The organism is Pauljensenia hongkongensis (assembly GCF_001746855.1).
Taxonomy (GTDB): Bacteria; Actinomycetota; Actinomycetes; order Actinomycetales; family Actinomycetaceae; genus Pauljensenia; species Pauljensenia hongkongensis.
Genome location: NZ_CP017298.1, coordinates 969,480 through 981,324, shown reverse-complemented (window position 1 = coordinate 981,324; position 11,845 = coordinate 969,480). Strand labels below are relative to the sequence as shown.

General features: G+C 70.8%; 9 protein-coding genes. 5 read left to right on the top strand and 4 right to left on the bottom strand.

From position 1 onward, the window contains the following. Nucleotides 1–234: 234 nt before the first annotated feature. Together BH719_RS04075 and BH719_RS04070 are read right to left on the bottom strand one after the other, a co-directional pair. On the bottom strand, nucleotides 235–2,319 hold the full coding sequence (locus BH719_RS04075; protein ID WP_009743487.1) for an NAD(+) synthase: 2,085 nt from the start codon (nucleotides 2,317–2,319) through the stop codon (nucleotides 235–237). A gap of 21 nt (nucleotides 2,320–2,340) precedes the next feature. Then, the gene (locus tag BH719_RS04070; protein WP_009743486.1) at nucleotides 2,341–3,096 is read right to left on the bottom strand and encodes an NUDIX hydrolase; all 756 of its coding nucleotides are present in this window, start codon (nucleotides 3,094–3,096) and stop codon (nucleotides 2,341–2,343) included. 103 nt (nucleotides 3,097–3,199) lie between these two features. Between BH719_RS04070 and BH719_RS04065 the strand changes: the two genes are divergently transcribed. The 3 genes from BH719_RS04065 to BH719_RS09830 all read left to right on the top strand — a co-directional run bounded on the left by BH719_RS04065 (nucleotide 3,200) and on the right by BH719_RS09830 (nucleotide 5,687). Next, nucleotides 3,200–4,210: an SPFH domain-containing protein gene (locus tag BH719_RS04065; protein WP_009743485.1), complete on the top strand. Its 1,011-nt coding sequence runs from the start codon at nucleotides 3,200–3,202 to the stop codon at nucleotides 4,208–4,210. Between the two features lies 1 nt (nucleotide 4,211). Further along, entirely contained in the window at nucleotides 4,212–5,108 is an 897-nt protein-coding gene (locus BH719_RS04060; protein ID WP_009743484.1) for a diacylglycerol kinase catalytic domain-containing protein, read from the top strand. Nucleotides 5,109–5,240: 132 nt separating this feature from the next. Further along, nucleotides 5,241–5,687 carry a hypothetical protein gene (locus BH719_RS09830; RefSeq protein WP_009743483.1) on the top strand — a complete coding sequence of 149 codons (447 nt, stop codon included), beginning with the start codon at nucleotides 5,241–5,243 and terminating at the stop codon, nucleotides 5,685–5,687. Between the two features lie 387 nt (nucleotides 5,688–6,074). Here the strand turns inward: BH719_RS09830 and BH719_RS04050 are convergent, their stop codons facing one another. Together BH719_RS04050 and pta are read right to left on the bottom strand one after the other, a co-directional pair. Beyond that, nucleotides 6,075–7,274 carry an acetate/propionate family kinase gene (locus BH719_RS04050; protein ID WP_009743482.1) on the bottom strand — a complete coding sequence of 400 codons (1,200 nt, stop codon included), beginning with the start codon at nucleotides 7,272–7,274 and terminating at the stop codon, nucleotides 6,075–6,077. Nucleotides 7,275–7,356: 82 nt separating this feature from the next. Continuing rightward, complete coding sequence (pta, locus tag BH719_RS04045; protein WP_009743481.1) at nucleotides 7,357–8,901, bottom strand: phosphate acetyltransferase; 1,545 nt, start codon at nucleotides 8,899–8,901, stop codon at nucleotides 7,357–7,359. Between the two features lie 76 nt (nucleotides 8,902–8,977). Here pta and BH719_RS04040 point away from each other — a divergent pair, with 76 nt between their 5' ends. Together BH719_RS04040 and BH719_RS04035 are read left to right on the top strand one after the other, a co-directional pair. Then, entirely contained in the window at nucleotides 8,978–9,265 is a 288-nt protein-coding gene (locus tag BH719_RS04040) for a hypothetical protein (RefSeq protein ID WP_009743480.1), read from the top strand. A gap of 306 nt (nucleotides 9,266–9,571) precedes the next feature. Beyond that, entirely contained in the window at nucleotides 9,572–11,845 is a 2,274-nt protein-coding gene (locus tag BH719_RS04035; RefSeq protein WP_034255228.1) for a 6-phosphofructokinase, read from the top strand.

Genomic DNA, 11,845 nt, shown 5'->3' with positions numbered 1-11,845 from the left:
CCCACCGGGCCGACCCCGCCTCGACGGGCAGGGGCAGAGCCAGGCGGCCCGAGGCGCGCCCGGCCCGGGCGCACACCCCGACGGCCAGTTCGAACGCCCCGAGGGCCGCCAGTCCAACGCCGACGAGCACGAAGGCCCACTGGGCGGCTGTGCCCATATCATTCCTCCTATCCTGGCCGAGCGCCCGCTGCGCCCCGCGTTCTGGCAGCGGCGGGGCGCCGGTGCGGGCGGTGCTCACGCCTCGAACAAACCCTCCACGGCCCCGTCGAGTTCGGCGACCCAATCCGCGCCCGACACGTCGGCGGGCATGCGCCAATCCCCGCGAGGGGACAGGGAGCCGCCCGCCATGACCTTCGGGCCGTTGGGCAGGGCGCTGCGCTTGAACTGCTGGCTGAAGAAGCGCTGCAGGAACAGGCGCTCCCACTTGACGATCTCGGCCAGTGAGTAGGCGGCCTTGTCCTCCTCGGGGAAACCGGCGGGCCAGTCGCCCACGCTCGCGTCCGACCATGCCTTCTCCGCCAGGAACGCGATCTTCGAGGGGCGCGCCCCGCGGCGCAGCACGTGGTACAGCGTGAAGTCCTGCAGGTTGTAGGGGCCGATCTTGTCCTGCGTGGACTGCATCTTCTCGCCCGGCTTGGCAGGAACCAGCTCGGGGGAGATCTCCGTGTTGAGGATCGACAGGAGCACCTCGCCGACATGGTCGTCGAATTGCTTGGAGGCCACGACCCAGCGGATCAGGTGCTGCATGAGGGTCTTGGGCACGCCCGTGTTGACCGCGTAGTGGCTCATCTGGTCGCCCACGCCGTAGGTGCACCAGCCCAGCGCCAACTCGGACAGGTCGCCCGTGCCCAGCACGATGCCGCCCAGGTGGTTGGCCAAGCGGAACAGGTAGTCGGTGCGCAGGCCGGCCTGGACGTTCTCGAAGGTGACGTCGTAGGCGGCCTCGCCCTCCCCGTAGGGGTGTCCGATGTCGGCCAGCATCTGAGTGGCCGCCGGGCGGATGTCGATCTCCTGGAAGGAGGTGCCCAGGTAGCGGCACAGCAGGGTCGCGTTCTTCTTGGTGCGCTCGGAGGTGGCGAATCCGGGCAGCGTGTAGCACAGGATGTCCGTGCGCGGACGCCCCAGCAGGTCCATCGCGCGGGAGGCCACGACCAGGGCGTGGGTCGAGTCCAGACCGCCGGAGACTCCGATGACGACCTTCGGGTCTCCGATCGCGCGCAGGCGCTGGACCAGGCCCGCGACCTGGATGTTGTAGGCCTCGTAGCAGTCCTGCTCCAGGCGCGACGGGTCGTCGGGGACGAAGGGGAAGCGGTCGACAGGGCGCTGGAGCCCCAGGTCCGTGCGCGGAGGGTTGAGCGTGAACTCGACTTCCTGCGGGGTCATCCGCTCGTCGCCCGCGAAGTAGCGCTGGGCGTTGTCGGTGAACGAGTTCTGCCGTTTGCGCTCGGTGCGCAGGCGCTCGAGGTCCACGTCGGCGATCGTCATGTGGGCGCCCTCCTGGAAGCGCTCGCCGATGGCGAGGCGGTCCCCGGCCTCGTAGACCATGGTCTCCCCGTCCCACGCGAGGTCTGTGCTGGACTCGCCCATGCCGGCCGCCGTGTACACGTAGGCCGCCGAGCAGCGCGCGGAGACCGAGCGCACCATGAGCTCGCGGTCGGCGCCGCGCCCCACGGTGATCGGGGAGGCGGACAGGTTCGCCAGGACGGTCGCGCCCGCGAGCGCCAGCTCGGTGGCAGGGGTGACGGGCACCCACATGTCCTCGCAGATCTCGATGCCGATGGTCAGGCCGGGCACGTCGGCTGCGGACAGGAGGACCTGGCCGAAGGGGACCCACACGGGGGCGCCGCTGAACTCCTCGATGCCGCCCCAGGGCGCCTCGATGCGCTCGCACGCGCGCGGGGGCATGGTGACGAAGTAGCGCTTCTCGTAGAACTCGCGGTAGTTGGGCAGGTGGGACTTGGGGATGATCGCGAGGACGCGCCCGCGGTGGATGGCGATGGCGCAGTTGTACAGGGCGTTGTCCTTGCGCAGCGGGGCTCCGACGACGAGGAGGGGCAGCAGGCCGGCGCTGGCCCCGACGATCGAGGCCAGGGCCTTCTCGACGTTGTCGAGGAGGGTGTCCTGCAGGAGGAGGTCGTCGAGCGCGTAGCCGGAGACGCACAGCTCGGGGAACACCGCCAGTGCGACGCCGCGCTCGGAGAGCTGGCGCGCGGCGTCGATGATCTCGCGCGCGTTGTCGGCGGGACGGGCCGGGTGGACCGGCAGGGTGACGGCGGCGACGCGGGCGAAGCCCTGGTCGTAGAGGGAATGGAAGTTCATGGTTCTCCTTCAGTGCTCGCCCTATTGTCGCGCAATCGGCGGGGGAGGGGCGGTCGTCGGCGGGGCCGGGGCCGGTCCGGCCGGTCGGCGCAGGGGCGGGTCCAGGACGAATGCCGTTTCGTCGACGCCGGGGGTGAGGCGGTACAGGGCGGCCGGGCGCCCCGCGCCCTCGCGGGCCGTCCTCCCGGTCGCTTCTATGAAGGACGCCGTCTTGGTCGCCTTGCGGTGGAAGTTGCGCGGGTCCAGGGGCGCGCCCCAGATCGCCTCGTAGGCGGTGCGGAGCTGCGTGATCGTGAACTCGGGGCCGCAGAAGGACGTGGCCAGGGGGGAGTACTCGATCTTGGAGCGGGCGCGCTCGACCCCGTCGGCCAGGATGGCCGCGTGGTCGAAGGCGAGGGGCGAGCCGGGTGCGAGCAGCGCGTCGACGGGGCGCCAGTGCGCTCCGGCGGCGTCGCCTCCCGGGCGCGCGGGGGAGAAGCGGGGGGCGAGGAGCAGGTGGGCGACGGAGAGGACGGGGCCCCTGGGGTCGCGGCCCTGGGGGCCGTAGGAGCGGAGCTGTTCGAGGTGCCCGGGGGGAGTGATGCCGGTTTCCTCCTCGAGTTCGCGTTCGGCCGCCTGGAGGGTCTGCTCGTTCTCGCGCACGAAGCCGCCCGGCAGCGCGGGCCGCCCCCGGTAGGGGTCGATGCCCCGTGTCACGACGAGGCAGTGCAGGGCGCGGTCGATGACCGTCAGGGCGACGACGTCGACCGCGATCGGGAAGGCGAGCGGGGTGATCATGACGTTATCCTACCCCGTTTGCGTCGAGTTGACATTAAACAGGCGGGAGGTTATCGTCGGTATGACGTAAACAAGTGGGAACCACCCGAGCAAGGAGAACGCCATGGGAACCCTCCACCACCACCCCCTCGTCATCCGCTACCAGGGCGGCCCCGGCGACCACGTCATCCAGATCCGCGCCGGGCGCACCATCCGGTCCGGAGTCGGCCAGTCCTTCTGGTTGCGCGCCGGAAGGAGCGCGCTCGCCGAAGTGCCCATCGCGGACCGCGCCCACAGCTTCCTCGTCCAGACCCCCTCCGCCGACCAGCAGAACGTCAACGCGCAGGTGTCCATCACCTACCGGATCGAGGACCCCGAAGCCGCCGCCAAGCACTACGACTTCGGTCTCTACCCGCGCGGCGCCTCCGCCGATCCGCAGGGCCTGTGGCAGATCGACGAACTGGTCACCCGGCTCGCCTCCTCCTCCCTGGCCTCGGCGATCGCGGCGATGCCCCTGTCCGAGGCCATCTCCGGCTCGCTCGACGAGGTCGGCGCCGCCCTCGTCCTCGCCTTCGAGCGCGACGAACAACTGCGCGCCACCGGCGTGGGCGTCGTCGACGCCCGGCTCATGGCGCTGCGCCCCGACGAGGGCGTCGAATCCTCCCTGCGAGCCCCGCTCCTCGAACGGCTCCAGGCCGAGGCCGACCGCGCCCTGTACGAGCGCAGGGCCCTCGCGGTCGCGCGCGAGTCCCAGATCTCCGAGAACGAGCTGCAGTCGAAGCTCGACCTGGCCCGCAAACGCGCCGACCTGGTCGACCAGGAGGGCCGCAACAGCCGGCGCGAGGCGGAGGAGAAGGCCGCCGCCGACGCGATCGCCGTCGAAGCCGAGGCGCGGCGCATCGAGACCCTGGCCAAGGCCAACGAGGACGACTGGAAGCGCGTCGGCGGCGCCAAGATCGCCAACGAGGCGGCCTACGTCCGCGCCCTGGCCGAAGCCGGGCCCGACGTGGTGCGCGCCTTCGCCCTCAAGGAGATGGCCCACAACATGCCCTCCATCGGGTCGGTGACCATCACCCCCGACATGCTCACCGACGTCCTCTCCGCCTTCGCCGGCTCCGCCAAGCGGGGCGAGTAGCGTGCGGCGCCGGGCAGTCGTCGTCCACCGCCCCACCGAGTACGACGAGCTCATGGACCGCTACTCGACGCGGGGGCAGGTCGAGTTCGTCCTGCGCTCGCGCGGGCGCACCCTCGAAGCGGTCGAGCGCGCCCACGAGGCGCACGTGAGCGCCCTGGCCCGCGTGCGGGCGGGGATCCCACGGGGGTGGGCCAGCGCCGACGTGGAACGCGATTCCCTTTCGCGCTTCCTCTTCGCCCCCGAGGACGTCATCGTCGTCGTCGGGCCGGACGGGCTGGTCGCCAACACCGCCAAGTACGTCGCCGACCAGATCGTCATCGGAGTCGACTCCGCGCCCGGATCGAACGCCGGCGTGCTCGTGCGCTGCACGCCCGACCAGGGGGTGTCCGTGTGCCGCCGCCTCGACGAGGGGGAACGGGTGGGCGTCGACCATCTGACGATGGTGCGCGCGACGGTCGACGACTCCCGTTCGCTGACCGCCCTCAACGAGGTGTTCATCGGCCACCCCGGCCACCAGAGCGCCCGGTACGAGCTGGCGCTGCCCCGGCGCGCCGAGAGGCAGTCCTCCTCCGGGGTCGTCGTCAGCACCGGGACGGGGGCCACCGGCTGGGGCGCCTCCCTCAAGCGCGGACGCGGCATGGGGGACCTGCCCGGGCCGACCTCCCAGTCGCTCGCGTGGTTCGTGCGCGAGGCCTGGCCCTCGCCGTGCACGGGGACCGAGTGCACGGAGGGGATCCTGGGGGAGGGGGAGGAACTGGGCCTGAGCGTCGCCTCCGAGTCCCTGGTCCTGTTCGGCGACGGCATGGAGGCGGACAGGCTCGTCCTCACGTGGGGGCAGACGGTGCGGGTCTGCCGCGCGCCGCGGGCCCTGGCACTCGTCGATCCAGAGGGGCTCTAGCTGCCCACGGTGGACACAGCTCGTCTGCCCGTGTCCCATTGGGATTGGTAACGGGACAATTACTCAGAGTGCCACATCGAAGGCCCACGCCCTTGCGGCGTGGGTTTCCGTCTATTCAGCGGAAGGGGTCAGATGCTGGTTGCTTATCTTGATGAAGTTGCCGAGGCGGGAGCGTTTGTCAGTAAGGCGCATAAGAACTACAACGGATCGCCGGCTTTCGGGAGCTCGTGCGTTTTCTCTGCTCCCGTGGAGGACGCTTATTCGTCTACGGGGAGGAGAAGACGCTGGGCACTGCTACGGAACGGTGGGGGAAAGACTCCCACCATTGATGACAGCCCCTATGAGTGGGTTCCAACAGCCTTCGAGGAGCTGATGCGGAGGAAACCGACGATTGAGTCAAAACTGTACCTGTCGCATTCCCGGGGAGGGGTTCGGGATCTCCATAACTCCGACATCTTCGCGAGAGAGCGTCCCGCGCTTGCGATGTCGATCAGCCAGAGAATAAGCCCCGAGGAGAAGGCGCGGATGGAAGCGGCGAAGGCCGGAATGCTCGTGGTGGCGCGCGCAAGCGGGCTATAATGCGGCGTGTGTCCTTGATGCCGCTGCGGATGTGGAGTTCAGTTACTTCCTGTCGCCCCGCGCGTCTCATGATGAAACCTACGCGGCCAAATACGGGTGACGTGTTGGAATCGCTGCGGTCCTTTGAGATGGACGCGCCAGCCTCGCCGACCTCATCGATGTAGGCGATGAGCACGGCCACTCCTTATAAGTCTCGTGAAACGCAAGAACCCACGCCGCACGAGGTGCGAGCGCGGGTCTGCGGATTGGCACTCTGCGAGGACAAGCTCACCGTTACCAGGCATAACTCTATGCCTTTCGTTGGTGGAAGTCAATGGGTCCTTGGCGCGCCCGGAGGTATTGGCCGGGGCCCGATCAAGGGCCCCGGCCCCCGCCGCCGGGGAGGGATCAGGCGAAGGCAAGGGCCTGGCGCGCGATGGCCAGCTCCTCGTTGGTCGGGAAGACGACCAGTTCCACGGTCGAGTCCGGCGCCGAGATGACGCGCGGCTCGCCGCTGCGCGCCTTGTTCGCCTCGACATCGATCTTGACGCCGAAGGGGGAGAGCGCCTCGGCCAGCTCACGGCGCACGTGCACGTCGTTCTCGCCGATGCCTGCGGTGAAGGTGATGACGTCCAGGCCGCCCAGCTCCGCCGTGTAGGAGCCCACGTACTTCACCAGGCGGTTCACGTAGACGTCCATCGCAGTGCGGGCGCGCTTCTGGGCCACGGGATCGTCGTCGTTGTCGATCATCGCCCACACGCTGCGCATGTCGGACTCCCCCGTCATGCCCTTCATACCGGACTTCTTGTTGAAGAGCGTGTCGACCTCCCCGACGCTCATGCCCGCGACGCGCTCCAAGTGGAAGACCACCGCGGGGTCGATGTCGCCCGTGCGGGTCCCCATCATGAGGCCCTCCAGGGGGGTCAGGCCCATGGAGGTGTCGATCGGCTTGCCGCAGCGGACTGCGGACGCGGAGGCGCCGTTGCCCAGGTGCAGCACGATCTGCTTGAGGTCGTCGCGCCCCAGCATCTTCGCGATCTCCTGGGAGACGAACTGGTGGGAGGTGCCGTGGGCGCCGTAGCGGCGCACCGAGTACTTCTCCGCGGTCTCCGTCTCCAGGGCGTAGAGGGCGCTCCGGTCGGGCAGCTGCTGGAAGAACGCGGTGTCGAAAACGGCGACGTGGGGGACGCCGGGCATGAGCTCGCGCGCCACGTCGATGCCCTTGAGGTGGGCCGGGTTGTGCAGGGGAGCCAGTGGACACAGCTCCTCGATGAGGTCGCGGACCCCGTCGGTGATCAGCGCCGGGCCGTCGAAGTGGCGTCCGCCCTGGACGATGCGGTGGCCGACGGCGACGATGCCCGCCTCGGCCAGGGTCGGGCCCTCCGTGTCAAAGAGGCGCAGGACCTCGCGCATGCCGACGGTGTGGTCGGGGACGGGCATCTCCTCCTCGGTCACGGCCCCGCCGTGGGTGTGCGTGATGACGCCCATGGGGTCGCCGATCCGCTCGACGAGGCCCTTGGCCAGGGCGTCGCCGGTCTCGGGATCCACCAGTTGGTACTTGATGGAGGAGGAGCCGGAGTTGATAACGAGGACGGTCTGAGAGGGCATGCGCCTGCCTTTCGGGTTCGTGCTGATGGATTGGAGGTGCGGCCGGGCCCCTCGCGCGGCCGTCGCGGAGGGGCCCGGGCGCTCAGCCCTGCGCCTGGACGGCGGTCAGGGCGACGGTGTTGACTATGTCCTCGACCAGGGCGCCGCGCGACAGGTCGTTGACGGGCTTGTTCAGGCCCTGCAGGACCGGGCCGACGGCGACGGCGCCGGAGGAGCGCTGGACGGCCTTGTAGCCGATGTTTCCGGCCTCCAGGGAGGGGAACACGAAGACGGTGGCCCTGCCCGCGACCTCGGAACCGGGCAGCTTCTTCTCGGCGACGGCGCTGTCGACGGCGGCGTCGAACTGGATGGGCCCCTCGATGGCCAGCTCCGGCGCCTTCTCGCGGGCGAGGCGGGTGGCCTCGACGACCGCGTCCACGTCCGGGCCCGAGCCCGACGAGCCCGTCGAGTAGGACAGCATCGCGACCCTGGGGTCCACGCCGAACTGGGCGGCCGTGCGCGCGCTGGTGACCGCGATGTCGGCCAGCTGCTCGGGAGTGGGGTTGGGGTTGACCGCGCAGTCGCCGAACGCCCACACGCGGTCCTTCATCAGCATCAGGAAGATCGAGGACACGACGGACACGCCCGGGGCGGTCTTGATGATCTGGAAGGAGGGGACGATCGTGTGGGCGGTCGTGTGGGCCGCTCCCGAGACCATGCCGTCCGCGTCGCCCATGTGGACCATCATCGTGCCGAAGTAGGACACGTCCTGGACCTTCTCCCGGGCCTGCTCCAGCGTGACGCCCTTCTTGGCGCGCAGCCGCGCGAACTCCTCGGCGTAGCGCTCCAGGTAGGCGGGGTCGCCCGTGGAGACGACCTGGGCGGCGCCGAGGTCCAGGCCGAGCTCCCCCGCCCGCTTGGCCACGTAGTCGGCGTCGCCGACGAAGGTGATGTCGGCGATACCCGCGGCGAGGACCTGCGCCGCGGCCCGCAGGACGCGGTCGTCGTCGGGCTCGGGCAGGACGATGCGCTTGCGGTCGGCGCGTGCGCGCTCGACGAGGTCCGCCTGGAACGCCAGGGGCGTCACCGCGCTGGGCGCGGCGGCGCGGGCCAGGGCGTCCAGCCCCCCGCCGTCCACGGGCAGGGGGAGGACGGGCACGGGGGAGTCGACGCGCCCGACGAGGGCCGCGGGGAGGGCGAGGGCCACGACGGCGGCCTGGTGGTCGGCCGCCCGCGAGACGGCGGTCGCCGCCTCCTGTGCCAGCAGTTCGGCGCCGACGCCCTCCGTGTCGGGGGCCAGGACCACGCCGGCGCCCACCGAGGCGGCCAGGGAGAAGTCCCAGCCCGGCGCGTCGAAGGAGCGGTTCGCGCAGGCGGAGGAGGACTCGATGAGGACCACATCGGCTGTTCGCTCCCTGACCGCGCCGACCGCGTCCGGCAGCGCGGAGGCGGCGCCGAGGGCCGCGCTGTCCGCGTCAGTTCCGGCGAAGGCCGGCACACGGGCGACCGAGGAGCTGGCCCCGAACGCGGTGGCGAGTTGGTCCAGCACGAGGGCCGCCGCCTCGTGGGAACCGGATCCTACGACGATGTAGCGGGAAGTCACACAAATCTCCTTCAATGCGTGCGGGTGTACGTAATGCGCGAACATTCTACCGCGAATGCGCAACCCGCCATGCCGTGGTCCGCCTGGGCGCCCCCGCCCGGTCGCGCGCTACAGTGGGCGCGTGGACAAGAGGAACGACAGGGGCCGTGCGGTGCTCGGCGCCCTCACGGGGTGCGTGATCGTCGGCGGCATCGGCTCCGTCGTGGGCCTCACCGTCCTCGACCACCCGCACCGCGCGGTGTGGGCGCTGGTCGCCACGCTCGTCGTCGTCGCGGGCGCCCGCCTGGCCATCCCGGGCAGGCCGTGGTTCACCTCCCGGTACCGCGGCGCGGACGCCGCCGTTCTGCTGGCGGTCGCCGGCGCCATCGCCTACCTCTCCAGCTACACCTCCACGATGGCCGTCCACTGACCGCCCGCCCCGCGCCAGGCGAGGCGCAACGGGGTGTCCGACGCGGCGGCCTCGTCGACCGTCCCCCTGTGCGCGACGATCCATCTGACGGGGTCCGCTTCGAAGATCCTCTCCTTCGGCTTCGCGATCGCCCTCCCCCAGGAGCTCGCCGACTCCGCCGCCCGGAACGCCGGCGAAGCTGCGCCCAGCGCGTCGGTGAGGGCGGATCAGGGGACCTTGCGCCCTGCACAGGCGCACCCGGGTCGAATACAATGGGCTGGTGAGCGGCCCTTCGGGCCGGCCACCGCTCGCATGGAAAGGGACGACATGGACGCGTTCACCCAGCAGACCCCCACACGCATCGGAATCCTCACCTCGGGCGGCGACGCCCAGGGAATGAACGCGGCGGTGCGCGCCGTCGTCCGCACCGCCCTGGCGCGCGGCGCCACGCCCTACGCGATCATGGAGGGATGGCAGGGCGCCGTCGACGGCGGGAGCGCCATCAAGGAGATGCGGTGGTCCGACGTGTCGTCGATCCTCGCCGAGGGCGGGACCGTCATCGGGACCGCGCGCTGCGCCGCCTTCCGTGAGTACGCGGGCCGCCACACCGCCGCCCGCAACCTGCTGGAGCACGGTATCGACCACCTCGTCGTCGTCGGCGGCGACGGATCCTTGTCCGGCACCGACGAGTTCCGCCGGGAATGGGCGCAGCACGTCCAGGAGCTGGCCGCCGAGGGGGCCATCACCGAGGAGACCGCGCGGGCCCACCCCGCCCTGGTCGTCGTCGGACTGGTCGGCTCCATCGACAACGACATGGTCGGCACCGACATGACCATCGGCGCGGACACGGCGCTGCACCGCATCGTCGACGCCATCGACCAGCTCACCTCCACCGCCGCCTCCCACCAGCGCGCCTTCGTCATCGAGGTCATGGGCCGCCACTGCGGGTACCTGCCCCTCATGGCGGCCGTCGCGGGCGGGGCCGACTACGTGTTCACCCCCGAGGACCCCGCCGGACCCGGGTGGGAGGACGAACTCGCCCGGCACCTGCACTTCGGGCGCGAGGCGGGGCGCCGCGAGTCCATCGTCCTGGTCGCCGAGGGCGCCAAGGACCGGGAGGGGAACGAGCTCACCACCCAGCACATCGCCGACACCATCAAGGAGCGCACGGGCGAGGACGCCCGCGTCACGATCCTCGGGCACGTCCAGCGGGGCGGCACGCCCTCGGCCTACGACCGCTGGCAGTCGACGCTGCTCGGCTACGCGGCGGTCCAGGAGGTCCTCGCCAGCACGGGCGAGGACGAGCCGTGCATCCTGGGCGTGCGGCGGGGCCGCATCACCCGCATCCCCCTCATGAAGGCGGTGCGCGACACCCGCGCCGTCAAGGACCTCATCGCCGCGGGCGACTTCGAGGCGGCCCAGGTCTCGCGCGGCGCCTCCTTCCGGGCGATGGTGGGCGTCAACCAGATCCTGTCCACGCCCCCCCAGCTCGCCGCGGGCGGAGACGGGGGCGGCAAGCGCGTCGCGATCCTCCACGCGGGCGGCCTGGCGCCGGGTATGAACACCGCCGCCCGGGTCTCCGTCCGCCTCGGCATCGCCAAGGGATGGACGATGCTCGGAGTCGACGGGTCCTGGTCGGGCCTGGCGGACGACCGCGTCCGGGAGCTGTCGTGGGGCGACGTGGAGGGCTGGGCCTTCAAGGGCGGCGCCGAGCTGGGCACCAAGCGCGACGTCCCCCCCGTCGAGCAGTACTACGCGCTGGGGCGCGCCATCGAGCGCAACTCCATCGACGCGCTCATCGTCATCGGCGGGCTCAACGCCTACCTGGGCGTCCACGCGATGACCGGCGAACGGGACCGCTACCCGGCGTTCAAGATCCCCATGATCCTCATCCCCGCGTCCATCGACAACAACCTGCCCGGGTGCGAGCTGGCGATCGGCACGGACACCGCCATCAACAACGCCACGTGGGCGATCGACCGCATCAAGGAGTCCGCGGCGGCCTCCAAGCGCTGTTTCATCGCCGAGATCATGGGCCGCCGCTGCGGCTACCTCACCCTCATGACCGCCCTGGCCACGGGCGCCGAGTACATGTACATCAACGAGGACGCCCCCTCCCTGGAGCGGATCGCCGCCGACTCCCAGCGCATGGTCGCCTCCTTCAAAGGGGGGCGCAGGCTCTTCCTCACCCTGGTCAACGAGTCGACCAGCGAGTTCTACGACCGCGAGTTCCTGGCCGACGTGTTCAACGCCGAGGCGCAGGGCCTCTACGACGTGCGCCACAGCGCGCTGGGGCACCTGCAGCAGGGGGGCGCGCCCACGCCCTTCGACCGCCTGCTGGCCACCCGCCTCGTCAACCGCGCCCTGGGCCATCTGGAGGGCCAGTTCGAGCGCGGCGACACCAACGCCACCTACATCGGGCAGATCGGCGGCGGCATCGAGGCGCGTCTGGTGAAGAACATGTTCGACGACCTCGACATCGTCAACCGGCGCCCCTACGACCAGTGGTGGCGGGACCTGCTGCCCGTCCAGCGCATCGTCTCGCTGGCCAACCCCGGCATCGAGGCGGCGCCGATCAGCATCGACGACCCCGAGTCCTGA